The 18,962-nt window shown below is 61.3% G+C and carries 18 protein-coding genes; 5 read left to right on the forward strand and 13 right to left on the reverse strand.

All coding sequences use genetic code 11. The features are described from left to right. The first annotated feature begins 154 nt into the window (after positions 1–154). Positions 155–697: a TIGR00730 family Rossman fold protein gene (locus VWY34_RS15760; RefSeq protein WP_340545847.1), complete on the forward strand. Its 543-nt coding sequence runs from the start codon at positions 155–157 to the stop codon at positions 695–697. Positions 698–783: 86 nt separating this feature from the next. On the opposite strand, the gene VWY34_RS15765 is transcribed toward VWY34_RS15760, so the two are convergent. From VWY34_RS15765 to VWY34_RS15805, 9 genes are all read right to left on the reverse strand, one after another. Then, the gene (locus VWY34_RS15765) at positions 784–1,236 is read right to left on the reverse strand and encodes a host attachment family protein (protein WP_340545848.1); all 453 of its coding nucleotides are present in this window, start codon (positions 1,234–1,236) and stop codon (positions 784–786) included. Beyond that, positions 1,236–1,436, reverse strand: a complete 201-nt coding sequence (locus VWY34_RS15770) for a hypothetical protein (protein ID WP_340545849.1) — start codon at positions 1,434–1,436, stop codon at positions 1,236–1,238. Before VWY34_RS15770 ends, VWY34_RS15765 begins: the two co-directional genes overlap by 1 nt. A 143-nt stretch (positions 1,437–1,579) precedes the next feature. Further along, positions 1,580–2,179 (reverse strand): superoxide dismutase, encoded by a 600-nt coding sequence (locus tag VWY34_RS15775; RefSeq protein ID WP_102896828.1) that lies wholly within the window; start codon positions 2,177–2,179, stop codon positions 1,580–1,582. Between the two features lie 168 nt (positions 2,180–2,347). Then, a complete protein-coding gene (locus VWY34_RS15780) occupies positions 2,348–2,773 on the reverse strand; it encodes a hypothetical protein (protein WP_416534192.1) in 426 nt (141 codons plus the stop codon). Between the two features lie 114 nt (positions 2,774–2,887). Continuing rightward, positions 2,888–3,343: a hypothetical protein gene (locus VWY34_RS15785; RefSeq protein ID WP_340545851.1), complete on the reverse strand. Its 456-nt coding sequence runs from the start codon at positions 3,341–3,343 to the stop codon at positions 2,888–2,890. Between the two features lie 179 nt (positions 3,344–3,522). After that, complete coding sequence (locus tag VWY34_RS15790) at positions 3,523–4,095, reverse strand: sarcosine oxidase subunit gamma (RefSeq protein ID WP_416546133.1); 573 nt, start codon at positions 4,093–4,095, stop codon at positions 3,523–3,525. Next, on the reverse strand, positions 4,088–7,120 hold the full coding sequence (locus tag VWY34_RS15795; RefSeq protein ID WP_416546135.1) for a sarcosine oxidase subunit alpha family protein: 3,033 nt from the start codon (positions 7,118–7,120) through the stop codon (positions 4,088–4,090). The genes VWY34_RS15790 and VWY34_RS15795 overlap by 8 nt, the downstream gene beginning before the upstream one ends. A gap of 58 nt (positions 7,121–7,178) precedes the next feature. Then, complete coding sequence (locus VWY34_RS15800; RefSeq protein ID WP_340545854.1) at positions 7,179–7,508, reverse strand: sarcosine oxidase subunit delta; 330 nt, start codon at positions 7,506–7,508, stop codon at positions 7,179–7,181. 33 nt (positions 7,509–7,541) lie between these two features. Continuing rightward, the gene (locus VWY34_RS15805) at positions 7,542–8,786 is read right to left on the reverse strand and encodes a sarcosine oxidase subunit beta family protein (RefSeq protein WP_340545855.1); all 1,245 of its coding nucleotides are present in this window, start codon (positions 8,784–8,786) and stop codon (positions 7,542–7,544) included. 281 nt (positions 8,787–9,067) lie between these two features. Between VWY34_RS15805 and ccmI the strand changes: the two genes are divergently transcribed. The 3 genes from ccmI to VWY34_RS15820 are packed head-to-tail and all read left to right on the forward strand — an operon-like array spanning position 9,068 to position 11,027. Further along, a complete protein-coding gene (ccmI, locus tag VWY34_RS15810; protein WP_416546137.1) occupies positions 9,068–10,318 on the forward strand; it encodes a c-type cytochrome biogenesis protein CcmI in 1,251 nt (416 codons plus the stop codon). After that, positions 10,315–10,788 (forward strand): Holliday junction resolvase RuvX, encoded by a 474-nt coding sequence (gene ruvX, locus VWY34_RS15815; RefSeq protein WP_340545857.1) that lies wholly within the window; start codon positions 10,315–10,317, stop codon positions 10,786–10,788. Before ccmI ends, ruvX begins: the two co-directional genes overlap by 4 nt. Before the next feature lie 5 nt (positions 10,789–10,793). Further along, positions 10,794–11,027 carry a DUF1289 domain-containing protein gene (locus VWY34_RS15820; protein WP_340545858.1) on the forward strand — a complete coding sequence of 78 codons (234 nt, stop codon included), beginning with the start codon at positions 10,794–10,796 and terminating at the stop codon, positions 11,025–11,027. 184 nt (positions 11,028–11,211) lie between these two features. On the opposite strand, the gene VWY34_RS15825 is transcribed toward VWY34_RS15820, so the two are convergent. From VWY34_RS15825 to dusA, 4 genes are all read right to left on the reverse strand, one after another. Further along, positions 11,212–11,880: an HNH endonuclease gene (locus VWY34_RS15825; RefSeq protein ID WP_416546139.1), complete on the reverse strand. Its 669-nt coding sequence runs from the start codon at positions 11,878–11,880 to the stop codon at positions 11,212–11,214. Positions 11,881–11,935: 55 nt separating this feature from the next. Next, positions 11,936–12,730, reverse strand: coding sequence for a hypothetical protein (locus VWY34_RS15830; protein WP_416546141.1), 795 nt, complete (start codon positions 12,728–12,730; stop codon positions 11,936–11,938). A gap of 25 nt (positions 12,731–12,755) precedes the next feature. Next, positions 12,756–13,622: a sulfite exporter TauE/SafE family protein gene (locus VWY34_RS15835; protein ID WP_416546143.1), complete on the reverse strand. Its 867-nt coding sequence runs from the start codon at positions 13,620–13,622 to the stop codon at positions 12,756–12,758. A gap of 213 nt (positions 13,623–13,835) precedes the next feature. Next, on the reverse strand, positions 13,836–14,858 hold the full coding sequence (dusA, locus tag VWY34_RS15840) for a tRNA dihydrouridine(20/20a) synthase DusA (protein ID WP_416534199.1): 1,023 nt from the start codon (positions 14,856–14,858) through the stop codon (positions 13,836–13,838). Between the two features lie 384 nt (positions 14,859–15,242). On the opposite strand from dusA, the gene VWY34_RS15845 reads away from it, so the two are divergent. Beyond that, positions 15,243–18,923: a DUF2891 family protein gene (locus tag VWY34_RS15845; RefSeq protein WP_416546145.1), complete on the forward strand. Its 3,681-nt coding sequence runs from the start codon at positions 15,243–15,245 to the stop codon at positions 18,921–18,923. Positions 18,924–18,962: the final 39 nt, after the last annotated feature.

The raw sequence follows: 18,962 nt of genomic DNA on the forward strand, positions 1-18,962 counted from the left end.
CCCTTCCGACCCCGAAAAGACCTCCACCGGTCGTCCTCGGGTCCGATCCTGCGGGATGTCCCCCCCGCTTGCTTGAGCCAGCCATACAATGCCGCTATCAGGGACCAAAGGACGACTTATTTCCCCGCCGAACACAACAAAAAAGGTGACTGCCATGCGTATTCATTCCGTCTGTGTGTATTGTGGATCGCGCGATGGGATCCGTCCGGCCTATGCCGAGGCCGCCGAGGCGCTCGGAACCGGCCTTGCCCAACAGGGCCAGCGGCTGGTCTATGGCGCCGGCGACGTCGGGCTGATGGGCCGGGTGGCGCGGGCGGCACAGGCGGCGGGCGGGCGCACCTTTGGCGTCATTCCCGAACATCTGGTCCGCCGCGAGGTCGCCAAGACCGACCTCAACACCTATGTGGTCACCGAAACCATGCACGAACGCAAAAAAGTGATGCTCTACAACGCCGATGCCGTGGTGGTGCTGCCGGGCGGTGCCGGCTCGCTTGACGAGCTGTTCGAGGCGCTGACCTGGCGTCAGCTCGACCTACACCGGAAACCGATCCTGGTCCTCAACATCGACGGCTACTGGGATCCGCTGAAGGCCCTGGTGGAGCATGTGGTGGCCGAAGGGTTCGCGGGGGCCGAGACAACGGCGGCGCTCACCTGGGTCACCAGCGTCGAGGATGCGCTGACCGCGCTGCGCGGCTGATCTCGACGACAAAAAACGCGGCGCATTCCTGCACCGCGTTGGTCTGTAAATTTGCCAGATAAATGCGTTTCGCGCACACCGCGGGATCAGGCGGCCAGCTCCTGCTGGACAATCTTCTCGATCTCGTCGATCGGGTGGTTGGTCAGCGTCTTCGGGATCTCCGCCAGCACCAGATCCTGAACCTCCTTGTGCAGCTTGTCGCGCAGATTGCCGAGCACCTGCGGCGAGGCGACCAGAACGATCTTGCCCAGTTTGCCCTTGTGCGCCCGCTCATAGAGCAGCTCAGCGATATCGTCGGCAAAGCGCTCCTTGGCCAGCTCGTGCCAGTCGGTATCATCCAGCGCCGAACGGTGGCCGACACCGCCGTCGTGCATCCGGCCGGGACGGTTGGCCGATTGTTCGATATCGGAGGGATTGTCCTGCTCTTCCTTGCGGCGCACCTCCAGATGCGGGTTCTGCGCATCGGTGGTGTTTTGCAGCAGCAATGCCTTTTCGCTGTCGGTCACCAGAACATATGTGCCGTGGTCTAGCTGAGCCATTATTGGTCCTCCTGCTCGTTGGATTTGGTCACCCGTGTCGCACCGGCAGGGCGTTCCTTGGCACGTTTTTCCTCGTCCTCGGTCGCCACCTCCCGGGCCAGTCGGCCACCGGTGCGCCCGCCATGCGAAACGCTGCCCTCGGCGCCCAGGATTTCCTTGGTTTCCTGACGGCCATCCTTTGATCTCACGCGGTCTGCCATGTCGGTCCTCCATTTTTATCGGGGTTCACCAACACAACCGCCAAAGAGGCGTTTTGTTCCCCCCTCAGCCCGCCCCCGCGCAATAAAGAAAGGCCCCGTCCGATACCGGACGAGGCCCAAGATCAATCACTGATCCCAAAAGATCACATGCGCGAAGCGACGTTTTCCCAGTTGACCAGATTGTCGAGGAAGTTGGTCAGATAGGCCGGACGCTTGTTGCGGAAATCGATATAGTAGGAATGCTCCCACACGTCACAGCCCAGCAGTGCTGTCTGACCAAAGCAGACCGGGTTCACGCCGTTTTCGGTCTTGGTCACCTTCAGGCCGCCGTCGGTGTCCTTGACCAGCCAGGCCCAGCCGGAGCCGAACTGACCCGCGCCTGCGGCAGAGAACTCTTCCTTGAACTTGTCAACGGAGCCAAAGCTGTCGACCAGAGCCTTTTCCAGCTCGCCCGGCATCTTGCTGTCGCCCGGACCCATCATTTCCCAGAACTGGTTGTGGTTCCACAGCTGGGAGATGTTGTTGAAGATACCGCTCTGGGCGACGGCATTTGCGTCATAGGTGCCCTTGATGATCTCTTCCATGGACTTGCCGTCCCACTCGGTGCCGGCGATCAGCTTGTTGCCGTTGTCCACATAGGCCTTGTGGTGCAGGTCGTGGTGGTATTCCAGCGTTTCTGCGGACATGCCTTTGGATGCCAGCGCGTCATGGGCATAAGGAAGATCGGGAAGTTCAAAAGCCATCTGGGCCCCCTGTATTGTCTGTTTCGTTCCTAGGCAGATACATGCGGCTGGTGCCCCCATTGGTCAAGGCCAAGCCGGGGAAACAGCTAAAAAATAACCCGGTCAGCGCGAAAAGAGGCAGCCGCCGCAGGCCGTTAGACGATCGGCAACGGATCCTGCACTGCGGGCTTACTTGCTCAGCTTGACGTTGCTGCGGGTGCACGGCCCGCTGCCGGACGGACGGTTATCATAGCCATGCACACGCGCTGTAATCGACAGCTTCATACGCGGCTCATCCATCGTGGCCGAATAGCTTGCCTTGGCAGACCCCGAACGCGCATCAATATTATTGACGGTCCACTTCAGCTTGAGCCGGTTTTTGGAACGCAGATCGTAAGGCACGATCATCGGGGTTTTCTGTACGCTGGCAATAACGCCATCCATCACGCCCGTGACTTTCTGGTCATGATCGACAAAGACCAGAACACGCGGCGACAGCCATCCGTATTTCTCATAGGAGGTGATCTGGCAATCATAGGTCACCGGTGCCGCGACAACGGGCGCTGCGGCAAATAGGGTGCAGGCCGCCACTGCGGCTCTGATCAAAGATTTCATCGGGAATGCTCGCGCTCTCAGGAAATGGATACAGCCGCTATATCGTCAATCGCGCGCAGGTTGTGAAGTCTTTTCTATGGAATTGCCGCTACGATGCAGCCGCGACATCATCAGCTAACTTGTGACCTGGGCGCATTGGCCGATGCCGCGTGGCGATTTCTCCCCGACGCCACCGGAGATCACCTTTACCGACAGTTTCTTGTTCTGGGTGTTGAACACCGCGCGATAATGGGTTTCCACCGCGCTCGCGCCATTGCCGACGGAGGCGCTGGTGACCGTCCAGCTGACCCGGTAGGAGATATCGCTGATGCGGAAAAACCCGGCCTTCAGCGGGCGGCCGGACAGCGCACTGACATTGCCGGAATGCACCACTTCCGCCGACCATTCATCGTGGAAACGCAGGCTGATCAACGGCGGGATCCACCCTCGGCCAGACAGCGATTTCACCTTGCAGGTATAAATCCCTTCCAGCGCCGCCGCCGGGGTCGCCAGACCGGTGCCAAGTGCCACGCAGGCAGCAAAGCCCAGCGTCCTTGCAATTGGCAGCAGCAGGTCAGCGACCTTGAACATATTAACCTCCCACCAGTTAATACAGCATAGCCCGGCTATGCAGCAGACAGATAACTCCCGAATTGGCGGTGATCATGAATCACAAATGGTGAAGAACCAACAAAGCCAAGTAAAAAGTGCCCCCGGAAATCCAGAAGCACTTTACCTGCACGTAAAACGCACCACAAGGCTAAATTGCCTTAACCAGTTAACGCACCTACCTTAGATTGTGGATGAGCGGCGGTGCATAACAAGTTGTAGACATATCCGCCCACTGAGCGGAAGCAAACGATGTGAAATGCACCGTTATTGTCGAGCCAGAAGGCCGCCGCCACCTGCGCCATGCGCGTGCGGCGAAACTGGCCCGGTTTAAAGGCCTCAGCCGACATATCGACCGGGCAGATTTTCGCCAGAACTTCGCGGGCGCTGTCACCGGACAGGCGGAACAGACCACGGGCGTCGGAGACATTGACGGCCAGCGCATGTTCGCCTTTCAGCGCCTCTGCCAGATCCGCAACCTTGGCGTCAACCTCGCCGTAAGGCACCAGCAGCAGCAGCTCGTCCGGCGACATCCAGGCCACACCGCCCTGCTCGGTCAGGGAGATCTGACCGCTGGTCGGCACATCCGCCCCGGTGGCGGCCTTTACCGCCGCCCTCAGGGTGGCAGAGGCCAGATCGCCGCGCAGGGTGATCATCCCCTGCAACCCGCTGTCCTCGACCTGTGCCAGACCGGAGAATTTCGCCCCATTCATTGCGCTGACAGGATCAGACATTCTGCTTCTCCCCTTCCTTGTCGTAAAAGACCTGATCGACGATCTTGGCCTTGTAGATTGTCCCGTCGGTGCCGGGGAACTCGATCACCTCGCCCATCCGCTTGGGACCATGCTTGACCAGACCCATGGCAATGCCACGGCCCAGATTGGCGGAATAATAGGTCGAGGTGACGCGCCCGATGGTGTTTTTCTGGCCATTGGCGTTGACACCATTGCCCACCGCATAGGCGCCATCCGGCAGGACCGACCCGTCTACGGTTTCCAGACCCACCAGCTGCCAGCGGTCGGGATCGGCCATATGGCTGCGGGAATGCGCGCGTTTGCCGAGGAAATCCTCTTTCTTCTTCGACAGCGCCCAGTTGAGCCCCAGATCCTGCGGGATAACGGTCCCGTCAGTCTCGTCGCCGATCATGATAAAGCCCTTTTCGGCCCGCAGGATGTGCAGACATTCGGTGCCATAAGGCATCACCCCGAATTCCTTGCCCGCCTCCATCAACGCAGTCCAGAACGCCTGACCTTCGGAGGCCGCAACCGCGATCTCGTAGGACAGTTCGCCCGAGAAGGAGATGCGGTAGGCCCGCGCCTTGAAGCCGCCGATTTCCCCATCACGCCATTCCATGAAGGGCAGCGCCTCCCTGGAGACATCCATACCGCCGCCCGCTTTTTCGTTCAGCTTTTCCAGCACCTTGCGGGCGTTGGGGCCAACGACGGCGACCTGCGCCAGCTGTTCGGTGACATTGGCAACATAGACTTTCCAGTCCCACCATTCGGTCTGCAGCCATTCTTCCATGTGGCCATGGATCCGCTCGGCACCGCCGGTGGTGGTGTGGCAAAGCCAGGTGTCCTCGTCGATCCGGGCAACCACGCCGTCGTCGATCAGGAAACCGTTCTCCGAACACATCAGACCATAGCGGCATTTGCCCGGCTTCAGCGTCGACATCATGTTGGTATACATCATGTCGAGGAACTTGCCCGCATCCGGCCCTTTGACGACCAGCTTGCCGAGGGTCGAGGCATCCAGCAGGCCGAGGTTCTCGCGGGTGTTCTTCACCTCGCGGTTCACTGCGTCATGTAAGCTCTCGCCGGAGCGAACATAGGCGTAGGGGCGACGCCACTGGCCAACCGGTTCCCAATCCGCCCCATTGCTGTCGTGCCAGTCATACATCGGCGTCTTGCGCAGCGGCTGGAAGATCTCCCCGCGCGCCTCACCGCCGATCGCCCCCATCGAAATCGGGTGATAGGGCGGACGGAAGGTGGTGGTGCCCACTTGCGGGATTTCAGACCCCAGCGCATCAGCAAGGATCGCCAGACCGTTGATATTGCTCAACTTCCCCTGATCCGTCGCCATGCCCAGCGTGGTGTAGCGCTTGGTATGTTCGACGCTTTCGAACCCTTCGCGCGCGGCCAGCTGCACATCCGACACTTTGACGTCGTTCTGATAGTCCAGCCAGGTTTTCATCCGCAGCTTGATGTCGGCCTTGGCAGGCATCAGCCAGACCGGCTCCATCGCCGTCTCTGTCGGGGCATCACCAACGGGCGCGGTGCCTGCCTTGACCTTGCGACCAGCAGCCTTGGCCGCCGCCTCGCCTGCGGCCTGCGCATCGCTCAGCGCCTCCGCCAGACCAGCGGCGCCATTGGCAGCCCCCGCCGCAATCACAAAACCCTTGCCATCCGCACCCAGCGGCGGACGGGTTGCATCGGGGCGGAAGTTCGCATGGGTCTGATCCCAGACCAGCTTGCCACCGCAATGGGACCACAGATGCACCACCGGCGACCAGCCGCCGGACATCGCGACCGCATCGGCCTCGACCTCCTCCTGAGCACCGCCCTCGCCGTTCTGGGCACAGATCGCCACCGAGGTGACGCGCTTGCCGCCTTTCACCTTGGCAATGGCCCGGCCACATTCGACGCGGATGCCCAGCTGACGAACCTCTTCCATCAGCGCGCCGCCGCCGCTGTCGCGGGCATCCAGCACGCGCACCACCTCGACACCCGCAGCATGCAGCGCAATCGCGGTGCGATAGGCGTCATCATTGTTGGTGGCCACAACCACTTTCTGGCCGGGTGTCACCCCCCAGTTCACCGCATAGTCGCGCATCGAGGCCGCCAGCATCACGCCGGGAACATCATTGCCCGCAAAGGACAAAGGCCGTTCAATCGCACCGGTCGCCGTCACAATCTGGCTGGCCCGGATCCGCCACAGACGGTGGCGCGGACCACCCTGCCCCGGCGCATGATCGGTCAGACGCTCATACCCCAGCGCATAGCCGTGATCATAGACGCCCGCGCCCATGCAGCGGTCGCGCAGCAGCACATTGTCCATGCCCCGCAGCTCGGCGAGGGTTTTCTCGACCCAAGCGCCGGGTTCCATCCCGTCGATGGTGCCGCCATCAACTGGCGCGCGGCCACCCCAATAGTTGTGCTGCTCCAGCAGCAGAACCTTGGCACCGGACATCGCCGCAGCCTTGGCCGCCTGCAAACCCGCAACACCACCACCAATCACCAGCACATCGACGAAATAATAGAAATGCTCGTAGGTGTCGGCGTCCTTCAGCTCCTTGTCGGGCGCTTTGCCCAGACCGGCGGACTGGCGGATGATCGGCTCGTAGACATGTTTCCACAGCGGACGCGGGTGGATGAACATCTTGTAGTAGAACCCCGCAGGCAGGAACCGCGCCAGCGCGTTATTGGCCACGCCCACGTCGAACTCAAGGCTCGGCCAATGGTTCTGCGACTGCGCCGACAGGCCCGAGAACAGCTCGGTCGTGGTGGCGCGCTGGTTGGGTTCAAACCGGTCGCCGGTGCCCAGACCCACAAGGGCGTTGGGCTCTTCCGGGCCAGCCGCAACCAGACCGCGCGGGCGGTGATATTTGAACGAGCGGCCAACCATCATCTGGTCATTGGCCAACAGGGCCGACGCCAGCGTATCGCCTGCATAGCCCTTCATCCGCTTGCCGTTGAAGGTGAATTCGATCGGTTTGGAGCGGTCGATCAACCGGCCGTTTTTGGCAAGGCGCGTGCTCATGTGGCGGACCTTTCGCAAGAGAGGGCGACGAAAAGGGAGGTAACGTTCAGACAGGCGATCATTTCAGATCCCGCCATGTCCAGCCGGGACGCTTGGCCGTGACCGCATCCAGAATGTCCTTGGGCGGCTCGGTGGTCTGGGCGCTGTAGGTGCCAAAAACCTCAAGCGTGGTGGTGCAGCGCGCAGCATGGAACCACTTGCCGCAGCCATTGGCATGGCGCCAGCGCTCAAAATGCACGCCCTTGGGGTTTTCGCGCATGAACAGATAGTCATGAAACTCGTCATCCGACGAGCCGGGACCAAAACGCTTCAGATGCGCCTCGCCACCAGCGGCCAGTTCAGTTTCTTCGGCTTTGACGCCGCAATAGGGGCATTCAAGGATCAGCATTGTGCTTGCTCCGTAAAATTGAATTCTGCAGCGTTAGTGCGCCACACCGGCGGCGACGCTCTCGTCGATGAATTTGCCTTCCTTGAAGCGCATCATCGAAAACTCTTCGGCCAGCGGCGAATGACCTGTGGCCATCAGCTCCGCCATCGCCCAGCCAGAGCCCGGGATCGCCTTGAAGCCGCCGGTACCCCAGCCTGCGTTGACAAAGATATTGCCGACCGGTGTCTTGGAGATCAGCGGCGAGCGGTCGCCGGTCACATCCACGATCCCGCCCCACTGGCGCAGCATCTTCAGACGGCTGACCATCGGGAAGGTCTCGTTGAGCGCGCGCACGGTTTCCTCGATATGATGGAAAGATCCGCGCTGGGTGTAGTTGTTGAACCCGTCGGTGCCGCCGCCGATGACCATCTCGCCCTTGTCGGACTGCGACATGTAGCCATGCACGGTATTGGCCATCACAACCACATCCATGCAGGGTTTGATCGGCTCGGACACCAGCGCCTGCAACGCCACGCTTTCCACCGGCAGACGGAAACCCGCCATGTCCGACAGATGCGAACAATTGCCCGCAACCACCATGCCCAGCTTGTCGCAGTCGATGGCGCCCTTGGTGGTGTCGACGCCAACCACGCGGCCATTCTCATTGCGCACGCCGGTGACTTCACACTGCTGGATGATGTCCATACCCATGTTGGAACAGGCCCGCGCATAGCCCCAGGCCACCGCATCGTGGCGCGCGGTGCCGCCGCGTTCCTGCCAGAGGCCGCCCAGAACCGGATAGCGCGGCCCTTCGAGGTTGATGATCGGCACCAGCTCCTTCACGCGCGCAGGCTCAATCCATTCGGTCTGCACGCCCTGCAGGGCATTGGCATGGGCGGTGCGCTTGTAGCCGCGCACCTCATGCTCGGTCTGCGCCAGCATGATCACGCCGCGCGGGCTGAACATCACGTTGTAGTTGATGTCCTGGCTCATCGTCTCATAGAGCGAGCGCGCCTTCTCATAGATCGCCGCCGAGGGATCCTGCAGGTAGTTGGAGCGGATGATGGTGGTGTTACGCCCGGTATTCCCGCCGCCCAGCCAGCCCTTTTCCAGAACGGCGACATTGGTGATGCCGAAATTCTTGCCAAGGAAATAGGCTGTGGCCAGACCATGCCCCCCGGCCCCGACGATGATCACATCATAGTGGCGTTTCGGTTCAGGCGAGCGCCAGGCGCGTTCCCATCCGGTGTGGTAGCGCAGCGCCTCACGCGCGACAGCAAAGGCAGAATAACGTTTCATGGGCGAATCCGTGGTTCGAGACTGCTACCGGGTATGCACCACAGATCGCCCCGGGCTGCGCCGTTTATCGTCGCAATCGTGCATGGTTGCGACATGCGGACCCAAAGACGACGCGCCGCCGCCGCTATGCCAGCCGCTTTGCTCGAAGCTGTAGGCTGAGCTTTGCCTGTGCTTTGGCGCGCAGGCGGCCCTCCGACCAGCCGGGACAGCGCGCCGCAGCAGTTAGGCCTTTTTTCCGCGCCTGCGCCCCTATACATGAGTGTGAAACTGCGGGAGCCGCCATGACCTTCTGGATTGTCATCAGTCTTATCACGCTGGCCACGGCCATTCTGCTGTCCCTTGTGCTGCTGCGGGGCCGTGACAGCGGCGCGCCTGCTGCGGCCTACGATCTTCAGGTCTATCGCCAGCAGCTGCGCGACGTGGACAAGGATCTGGCGCGTGGCGTGCTGCAGGAGGGTGACGCCGAACGGGTCCGCACAGAGATTTCGCGCCGCATCCTGACCGCCGATGCCCAGGCGCAGGCCGCCGCCACCGGCCGCTCGCAGCCGCGCCTGCTGACCGGCGCAACCGCTGTTGTGCTGACCGCTGGGATCTGCGCCGGCACCTATCTGCTCTATGCCAATCTCGGGGCACCCGGATACAGCGATCTGGGCCTGCAGCTGCGGATTGATGCCGCCGCCGAACGCGCCGCCAGCCGCCCCTCGCAGGCCGAAGCTGAGGCCGACGCCCCCGCCCGCCCCGAACGCGTGGTGGAACCCGGATATGCGACCCTGGTCGATCAGCTGCGCGAAACCGCCGCCGCCCGCACCAACGACGCCCAGGGCCAGGCGCTGCTCGCCCAGCATGAGGCGAACCTCGGCAATTTCGCCGCCGCCGCACAGGCCAAGGCCAATTACATCCGCATCATGTCCAGCGACGTCGAGGCGCGCGATTTCGGCGAACTGGCAGAGCTGCAGATCATGGCCGCAGGCGGCTATGTCTCCCCAGAGGCCGAGGACGCCCTGCGCACCGCACTGACGCTCAACCGCTTTGATGGCGGCGCGCGCTACTACTGGGGGCTGATGATGGCGCAGATCGGCCGCCCGGACCTCGCCTATGAGGTCTGGAGCGAGACCCTGGCCATGGGACCGGAGGGCGCCCCCTGGATCACCGCCATCTCCGCCCAGATCGAGGATATCGCCTATCGCGCCGGGGTCGACTATACGCCGATCGCCCCGGGCAGCAGACCGGCCCCCGGCGGACCCCCGGCGCTCTCGGGTCCCAGCCAGGACGATATCGCCGCGGCCGGGGAGATGAGCGCGCAGGAACGCCAGCAGATGATCCGCGGCATGGTCGAGGGGCTGTCGCAGCGGCTGGCCGACAGCGGCGGCACACCGCAGGAATGGGCGCGGCTGATCGGCGCCCTTGCCGTGCTGCAAGAGACCGAGCGCGCGCAGGCGATCTACGCGGAGGCACAAGAGGTCTTTGCCGAGATGCCAGAGGCGCTCGCCACCATCACCGAAGCCGCGAAAAATGCAGGACTGACCCAATGATCCATGACGACTTCGAAGCCTTCGCCGCAGCCGTCCCCGCCTTCACCCCGATTGCGGGGCTGGATTTTGGCGACAAAACCGTTGGTGTCGCCATCTCCGACCGTATGGGCACCGTGGCGACGCCGCTGGAAACCATCCGGCGCAAGAAATTCACCCTGGATGCCGACCGCCTGTTCGAGATCGTCAAGACCCGCGAGGTCGGCGCCCTGCTGTTGGGGCTGCCGCGCAATATGGACGGCTCCGAAGGGCCGCGCTGCCAGAAAACCCGCGCCTTTGCCCGCAATCTGGCCAAGCTGACCGAACTGCCGATCGGCTTCTGGGACGAAAGGTTGAGCACGGTCGCCGCCGAAAGGGCGCTTCTGGAGGCGGATACGAGCCGAAAGCGTCGCGCAGAGGTGATCGACCATGTTGCCGCATCGTATATCCTGCAAGGGGCGCTGGATCGCATGCGCCATATCAAGGCGGGATAAAACGCATGAGTGACGAGGTCTGGAAACGTGACGAGGTGCAGTCCCCCTGCATCCAAATCTGTGTCGTCCACCCCGAGGCGCGGATCTGCACCGGCTGCTATCGCTCCATCGACGAAATCACCCGCTGGTCAAAGATGAGCAACGAAGAACGCGCCGAGCTGCTCGCAGCCCTGCCCGACCGCGCCAAGGAGCTGACCAAGCGCCGCGGCGGCCGCAGCGCCCGCCTAAACCGCAGCTAACGCGGCGCGCGGCACATGTCTCGCGGCAACGGATAACGGGCTGACAGCGCTCGGCTTTTGCCCGCCAATGGTTGCGCACGCCCCGGTAACCTTCTGAAAATCATGCGGAATAACTGCTGACCCATTGTTTCGCACGCGAAACATTCAGGCAGGGATGCTGACCTTTTATCTGCCGGCACCTCATTCATCGGTACCTTCGATTCTTACCGAAATGCTCCTGACGGTGGCAGTTCGGACAGAGGGCAATCATGTTTTCCTCAACATCAGCACCGCCTTCGCTTAGCCATTTTTTGTGATGCACCTCCAAAAACCACCCACCATTTGGGGTTTCGAAAGACTTGTTTTGACACGCGCCACAGATACCGTTGGCCCTCTGTCTCACTCGTTGACTAACTTCGGAGTTTCGAACGAACCGGTTGCTCACGCCCTTTCTGAGAGCTGGCCCCGCTTGACCACCTGTAACATCGGGAAAAGCAAATCCATTGCGTTTCTCCGCCATGAAGGGTGGTACGTATACACGATGCGGAGCAATCAATTCATCTGCATCGAACCCTCGCATACCAAGGCGGCGCTGCCGGAGTTCATCGAACCGAACAATATGATATCCAAGGGTCGATAACTCGCCTTGGAACCGTTGAGATGTAAAATTGTTCGGATCAATATTTTCGCCCACTAGGCGCAATGCCATACGCACCACCGGTTTTAGATCCCATAGCTCAAAATCAATACGGCATAGAATGTAGGTGCTGGTTGACGGCGTGTATTTGACACCATGGTGGTTCCCGGCCTTAAAGCTCTCCAAAGCCTGCCGCAGGTGCTGAGCCTCGACACCATATTCTCTAAGTGACTTCACCCAACGTCCTTCCCAACTAAAGTGATCTCAACACTGAAGAACCCAATGATGCCCTCTACTCCCACTCCGCCAGCCACCTCTGGGTCCAATCCGCCAGCTCGGGGCGGAAATAGGCGATCATGCGGCCCTCTTCGGGGGCGCTGGCCCCCTCGGGCCATGGCGCGACACCATGCAGGCACAGCCGGTGCATCAGATAGGCCTCACCGGGGCGGGCTGAAACCGTGATCCTTGGGCAGGTGTCAAACACCTCCCGGCGGGCAGCGGCATAGGCGTCGGTCACATCCACTTCGCCCCATTGCTGCGCAGGGACGCCCTGAAACAGCGCCGCAAAGGCGCGGCGCATGATCACATGGCTGCCCTCCCAGATCACCAGCGGCGAAGCATCGGGACTGCTGACATTCAGCGGCAGCCCCAGCACCCAGGCATGGGGTTCCTCGACCCGGCGGCGGCGGGTCTCCCCGAACATCTTCACCCCGTCCACATGCGCCGCGTCGCGGTTGATCCGGTAGCGCAGCGCCGCCTCCCCCTCACCTGGGCGCGGCCGTGGATAGCCCGGGAAGACAGAGGAGACCTGCGCGCGATGCAGATCCGGCAGGCCGCCAAGATGGGCGCTGATGAAGTCGATGGCGGGGCCGGCCAGCGGCGGCCCCTCCGGCAGCTGGCCGCGCCCGTCATTGGGCAGCGCATCAACACCGATGAACCAGGTGCCCTCACATTGCAGCCAGTCGGCATTGGTCGGATCGTTGAGGGTCCGGATCCCGGCCTGATGGGCGTGGCGCGCCCAGGCCAATGTGGCAGCATGGGCCGGAAAATCACACCACCCCTTTGTCAAGAACCGCTGCCAATCCATTGCAAAACCTTACCAATACCTGAAATCAGAAGCCCAGAGACTTGCGCAGCATATTGAGCGCGACAAGGATCAGAAAGACTGCAAACACCCGTTTCAGCGGTTTCGGATCCATCGCATGGGCCAGCTTCACCCCCCAGGGGGCGGTGATCAGCGTCATCGCGATCACCACCACAAAGGCAACCATATTGACCGCCCCCAGCGTCAGCGGCGGGCGCGCCGACGGATCAATCGGCAGGAACAGAAAGCCAATCACCGACGGCACTGCAATGATGACACCAAAGCCCGCCGCCGTGGCCACAGCCCGGTGAATGGGCGTGGCATGCAGGCTCATCAATGGCACGCCAAAACTGCCGCCGCCGATGCCCATCAACACCGACAGGAACCCGACCATGGGGGACAGGATGATGCGGCGCGCGCCCTTGGGCATCTCGTTGTCCAGCCGCCAATCGGAGCGGCCAAAGGCCATGTAACAACCAATCACCAGCGCCAGCACGCCAAACAGCGCCTGCAATGTGGTTGACCGCAAAGAGGCCGCAACGGTGACTCCGACGATGGCGCCGATGGCAATTCCCGGCCCCCAGCCGCGCAGGATGTCCCAATCCACGGCACCCTTCTTGTTGTGGCTCATCACCGAGCGCAGAGAGGTCACGATGATCGTCGCCAGAGACGTTGCCAGACACATCTGCATCAGCTGGTCGCCCCCATAGCCCAGCGTCTGAAACACGTAGAAAAACGCAGGCACCAGAACGATGCCGCCGCCAACCCCCAGCAGGCCCGCCAGAACCCCGGCCACCGCGCCTGTCACGATCAAGAGACCGGCTATCTGCGCCAGCACGGCAGGCTCCGGCCACAGGGTGGCAGTGGTCACAAGACTGGTTGTCAGGGCTGACATCGGCGGCTCTCCTCTTACCCGGATCAGCGACCGCAGACCGACCCCATCCGCAGCGGATATGGGCGGCTGTCTTGCGCTGACATTCCCATCCCCTAGCATGGGCGGGCAAAAATTGTCTCAGGAATTCGTGCGGCTTAGCAGCTTGTGGCGGTGACCCGTGGTCGCAGGGCTGCGCCGGTGGATCCGCGCCCTGCCCCTCCGCGCGCCGGTGGATCAGGCCGCGAGGCCTGTCACCTGCTCCAGGGCGGTCTCCACCAACCTTGTATCTGCGCCCGGCCGGCTGGCGCCTTCGGACAGCACCCGCCGCCAATTGCGCGCTCCCGGACGGCCTGCAAACAGCCCCAGCATATGCCGGGTGATCTGATGCAATCGCGCACCTTGCGCCATCTGATCGTCGATATACCCCAGCATCTGCCCGACAACCGCGACCGGATCGGTTCCGCTGCCGCTGCCAAAAATGAGCGGATCCGCCTGTGACAGGATATCGCTGGGCTGATGATAGGCGGCGCGACCGATCATGACGCCGTCAAGGCCCCGTTCCAGATGCAGAAGCGCATCCTCCAGCCGTGCGACCCCACCGTTGAGCGAGATATGCAGCTGCGGGAACTCCGCCTTCATCTGATGCACGATCTCGTAGTCGAGGGGCGGGATATCCCGGTTTTCCTTGGGGCTCAGTCCCTTTAGCCAGGCTTTGCGGGCGTGGATCGTCACCCGCTCGCAGCCCGCCGCCGCGATCCGTTCAAGAAAGGCAGGCAGCACCTCCTGCGGGTCCTGGTCATCAACGCCAATGCGGCATTTCACCGTCACCTCGACATCGACCTTTGCCCGCATCGCAGCAACACAATCGGCCACCAGATCCGGCGTTTTCATCAGCACGGCGCCAAAGGCCCCCGACTGCACCCGGTCGCTCGGGCAGCCACAGTTGAGATTGATCTCATCATAGCCCGCCTCGGCGCCGAACACGGCAGCCTGCGCCAGCTCCTCCGGGTCAGAGCCGCCCAGTTGCAGCGCCACCGGATGCTCTTCGGCACTGAAGTCCAACAGATGCAACGCCCCGCCCCGCACCAAGGCAGGTGCCGTTACCATCTCGGTATAAAGCAGCGCCTCACGGCTCAGCAGCCGGTGCAGATACCGGCAATGGCGGTCGGTCCAGTCCATCATGGGCGCCACAGAAAGACGCGCCGCGTTCCGAACTTCGGAAAACCTTTTTTCTTCTTGGTTTTTCGAGTTTTCCATTGTCACCGTTTCCCTCGATCTGGCCCGATTCAGCCCCGTTATCGGGTGCGGCGCTACAGACTGTAGCACCGACGGCGCCGTGTAGCACTGTTTCCACCCCAAGTTCCAGCACCCGCCTGCAAGCGCTGCTAAGCCATTGTCCCCATCTGTTCTGCCCCTGACGACGAAAGCGGACTGATCAGCTGGGGCCGATCAAATGGATTGGGCGCGTTCTGGAAACAGTCCGGGTTTTCTAGAAAAATTTAGCTAAACATTGACCATCATTATTAACCATTTCCGGGCAATTTGGCCCAATTTTCTCCATAAATCTATTGATGCCCTGCTTTCGTGCTAGACGATTTGAAATCCGTTAATTCACGATTTCCGTTGTACGAAGGAAAGATGATGCCCGTAAATCCGGTGAGCCCCGTCAGAGGAACAGTCAACGCAGACACGATCATCGGCACGGCGGGCGCGGATACGCTCGTTGGGCTGGGGGGCGACGACAGCCTGATCGGAGATGCGGGCAATGATTCACTTGTCGGCGGCAGCGGGAATGACACGCTGCGGGGGGGGCACGGCGACGATACCCTCATAGGCGGTGACGGCGATGACGAAATCGAGGGGCTATACGGCAATGATGTGATCGACACAGGCGCGGGGAATGACCATGTTTTTGGCCGCGACGGTGATGATCTTATCTTTGGGCGCAGTGGTGACGACCATCTGATTGGCAGCATTGGCACCGACACTGTCTATGGCGGCGACGGCAATGACGTGCTGGCCGGCAGCCAGGGCAATGATGAGATCCATGGCGGGAACGGAAACGACATCGCGTTCATCGGTACGTTCGAAGACTCCGACCGGATTTTCATGGATGCGGGCGATGATATTGTCGATGGCGCCCTGGCCGGTTCGTCGTTTTATGCAGAAGGCGGCTCGGGCAGCGACACGATGACCGCAGGTGTTGGCAACGACACGCTGCTGGGCGGCAGCGGAGATGACCTGCTGAGCGGCGGCAGCGGCAATGACCTGCTTTCCGGTGGCGGCGACAGCGATACGATTTCCGGCGGCGATGGCGACGATATCTTTCTGATCCAAGACGTGCCGGGCCGCCTTTTGATCACCGATTTCGGCGCAAATGGCGCTGCGGATATGATCGATCTGTCGGAGCTGACTGGCTATGGTTCAGCGGAGGCGGTGTCGTCCGGCATGACCTTCGGTCCCTATCAGACCACGTTGAACCTCAATGTCACCGGTGGGGAGCTGGTGATCACGATCCAGCATCAAACACCCCTGACGGCGGCGGATCTTGGGCTGTCTGGCGCCTTGACCGGTACCGACACCGGCGAAGGTCCGACCGAATTCGGCGGCGGTGATACCGGAAGCGGTGGCACAGGCCCCGACACACCTCCGCCTGATGTCGACACAGGCACAGGCACAGGCACCGGCACAGGCACAGGCGGAACTGGCGGAACTGGCGGAACTGGCGTCACCTATACACTGGCCGGGCAGGACGCTGCGATATTCGTGGTTGATCCTGACACTGGCGATGTCTCCTATCAGGATTGGTTCACGCCAAATTACGAAGAGGTCTGGGACCTGGACCGGGACCATATCTATGAAATCTCTGTCATCGGGACGGATGCGAATGGTGCCGAAGTCAGCCAGCAGAACCTGGAACTGGTTGTCAGCGAAACCGGTGCCACCTGGCAGGACGCCACTGGCGACATCCCCAATCCTGGCAACGGCAGCTCGGATCAGCAAGACCCCGGTGCAGGCGTCTGGGAGGGAGATAACGCTGCCGGTGTAACCTACACGCTGACGGGGCAGGACGCCGCGATATTCCTGGTTGATCCTGACAGCGGCGATGTCTCCTATCAGAGCTGGTTCACGCCCAACTACGAAGAGGTCTGGGATCTGGACCGGGACCATATCTATGAAATCTCCGTCATCGGGACCGATGCGAATGGTGCCGAAGTCAGCCAGCAGGACCTGGAACTGGTTGTCAGCGAAACCGGTGCCACCTGGCAGGAAGTCGGAGGAGACACCTCCGATCCTGACGACGGTGTTACCGAGCCGGGTGATCCTGTGCTGGAGACGGATTACCTCAATGGCGATGCCGATGATGAGCTGTTGACCACCTTCGATGCGTTGGCCGACCGGTATCTTGACGCAAGGGGTCATGCCACAGCGCCGATTTTCAATGGCTCGGTTGACTGGCATTCCAGCGTGCATGCCCATCTGGCCAATGTTGCGGCCTATGAGGCCACTGGCGATCAAGCCGGGTTGCAGGCCTTTGCCGATGACCGTTTTTCCGCCGAGGACGTGCAGGGCGAAATCGACCTCACCCATAACGACCCTTATGGCTGGGCGTGGCTGCTGAAACTGGACACCAAGCTTCAGGACAATGGCATCGACAACCTGGCACCTGCCGGTGATCATTTTGCCGCCGAACTGGAGGCCCGTCTGTCCCAACGCATTGAAGCCGGAACTTCCGATGCGGGTACGGGCTCCTACGGTGATGCAAACTGGCAGATCGCAAATCTGATCCAATACGCCCAGCATCAGAACGATGCGCCGGCTGAAGCACGTTACATGCAGATGTTTGAGCAAATTCAGTCGGATACGAATGTATCCGGGGAGACGGAAATTGATGACGGCGATTTCTTTTCGTCGCTTTCGCTCTCGGCCTATGCCCATGTGATTGCGGGAGAAACAGATACGGCGCTGTTTGACGACATCCATGCCCAGATGTTGCAGAGCGTCACCGATGGTTCGCTTGAAGAGCTGCTCGATACCGAAGGTGCACGTCTGGATGCGGGGATCGGGTTTTCGCATTCGGCTGGTATCGCGATCTCTTCGGCCTATGGCTATTGGGCGATGTTTGCCGAAACAGAGAACCCGGCCTTTTATCATGCCTATTCGAATGTTGTGGAATGGACCGAAACTTATGCTGCGGAAATGGGCGCCAACATCGGGCCTGGCCATTGGCTGCCAAACTTCGCGTCTTTTGCAGCCGACCTGCCGACGCAGCTGCCGGTGGCTGACCCGGATGGCAGCCTGACCACGCAGATTGATGACTGGGTGCCCGGCGCCGGCGGCGATGGTGCAGATATCCTGATCGGCGGCAATGACAATGATCTGCTTTCCGGAGGGGCGGGCGATGATCTGCTGGACGGCCAGGGCGGCAAGGATACCCTGGACGGCGGCACTGGCGATGACACCCTGCGTGCCGGTTTTGACGATGGCACCGGCGATGTCTTTATCGGTGGCGCGGGCAGAGATACCTATGACATCGCAAATTCCGATGTCAGCGTTTATGGGTTCAATATCGATCTCCGGGATGGCACGGATCAATACGGCAATACCTACTCCGGTATCGAGAACATTCTGGGCAGCGATACGAATGATCGGTTGCTTGGGAACGGCTCGCGCAACTATCTGCATGGCGGCAATGGCAATGACACGCTTTCCGGGCGGTATGGCGCTGATGTGCTCGACGGCGGCAATGGCAAGGACATCCTGCGGGGCGGCCACGGCAACGACACGTTGCGCGCGGGTTTTGACGACGGAACCGGCGACGTGTTTGATGGTGGTGCGGGGAGCGATACCTATGACATCGCGAATTCAGATGTTCGCGGCTATGGCTTCAACATTGATCTCAACACAGGAACGGATCAGTACCACAACAGCTACACCCGCATTGAAAACATTCTGGGCGGCACCGCCGATGACACATTGCGTGGCGACGATGCGGACAACTACCTGAATGGCGGCGACGGCGATGATATCCTCAATGGCCGCGCGGGTGACGATGTTCTGACCGGCGGCGCTGGGAACGACGTCTTTGCCGTGACGGCGGATACCGGGTCAGTGCAGATCACCGACTTTGGGCAAAACGGCGACGCTGATCAGATTGATGTCTCTGCTCTGACTTCTTTCTTCGCCGATCCCCAAGCCCTGATGGCAGCCTTGAGCCATTCCGACGGGCAGACCAGTTTCAATATTGAGCTTGATGAGGGAACCAGACTGGTGACGATCCAATCCGATCAGGAGCTTGAGGAAGAAGACTTCATCTTCTGATCGGGAGAGTGGCAGGCAGGGTTCGAAAGCTGCCGTGGT

The organism is Phaeobacter sp. JH20_02 (assembly GCF_048056915.1).
Taxonomy (GTDB): Bacteria; Pseudomonadota; Alphaproteobacteria; order Rhodobacterales; family Rhodobacteraceae; genus Phaeobacter; species Phaeobacter bryozoorum.

Excerpts from the sequence above, each read along its gene's own strand:
- VWY34_RS15760 (WP_340545847.1), top strand. The coding sequence starts at position 155 with ATGCGTATTCATTCCGTCTGTGTGTATTGTGGATCGCGCGATGGGATC.
- VWY34_RS15765 (WP_340545848.1), bottom strand. The coding sequence starts at position 1,236 with ATGGCTCAGCTAGACCACGGCACATATGTTCTGGTGACCGACAGCGAA.
- VWY34_RS15770 (WP_340545849.1), bottom strand. The coding sequence starts at position 1,436 with ATGGCAGACCGCGTGAGATCAAAGGATGGCCGTCAGGAAACCAAGGAA.
- VWY34_RS15775 (WP_102896828.1), bottom strand. The coding sequence starts at position 2,179 with ATGGCTTTTGAACTTCCCGATCTTCCTTATGCCCATGACGCGCTGGCA.
- VWY34_RS15780 (WP_416534192.1), bottom strand. The coding sequence starts at position 2,773 with ATGAAATCTTTGATCAGAGCCGCAGTGGCGGCCTGCACCCTATTTGCC.
- VWY34_RS15785 (WP_340545851.1), bottom strand. The coding sequence starts at position 3,343 with ATGTTCAAGGTCGCTGACCTGCTGCTGCCAATTGCAAGGACGCTGGGC.
- VWY34_RS15790 (WP_416546133.1), bottom strand. The coding sequence starts at position 4,095 with ATGTCTGATCCTGTCAGCGCAATGAATGGGGCGAAATTCTCCGGTCTG.
- VWY34_RS15795 (WP_416546135.1), bottom strand. The coding sequence starts at position 7,120 with ATGAGCACGCGCCTTGCCAAAAACGGCCGGTTGATCGACCGCTCCAAA.
- VWY34_RS15800 (WP_340545854.1), bottom strand. The coding sequence starts at position 7,508 with ATGCTGATCCTTGAATGCCCCTATTGCGGCGTCAAAGCCGAAGAAACT.
- VWY34_RS15805 (WP_340545855.1), bottom strand. The coding sequence starts at position 8,786 with ATGAAACGTTATTCTGCCTTTGCTGTCGCGCGTGAGGCGCTGCGCTAC.
- ccmI (WP_416546137.1), top strand. The coding sequence starts at position 9,068 with ATGACCTTCTGGATTGTCATCAGTCTTATCACGCTGGCCACGGCCATT.
- ruvX (WP_340545857.1), top strand. The coding sequence starts at position 10,315 with ATGATCCATGACGACTTCGAAGCCTTCGCCGCAGCCGTCCCCGCCTTC.
- VWY34_RS15820 (WP_340545858.1), top strand. The coding sequence starts at position 10,794 with ATGAGTGACGAGGTCTGGAAACGTGACGAGGTGCAGTCCCCCTGCATC.
- VWY34_RS15830 (WP_416546141.1), bottom strand. The coding sequence starts at position 12,730 with ATGGATTGGCAGCGGTTCTTGACAAAGGGGTGGTGTGATTTTCCGGCC.
- VWY34_RS15835 (WP_416546143.1), bottom strand. The coding sequence starts at position 13,622 with ATGTCAGCCCTGACAACCAGTCTTGTGACCACTGCCACCCTGTGGCCG.
- dusA (WP_416534199.1), bottom strand. The coding sequence starts at position 14,858 with ATGGAAAACTCGAAAAACCAAGAAGAAAAAAGGTTTTCCGAAGTTCGG.
- VWY34_RS15845 (WP_416546145.1), top strand. The coding sequence starts at position 15,243 with ATGCCCGTAAATCCGGTGAGCCCCGTCAGAGGAACAGTCAACGCAGAC.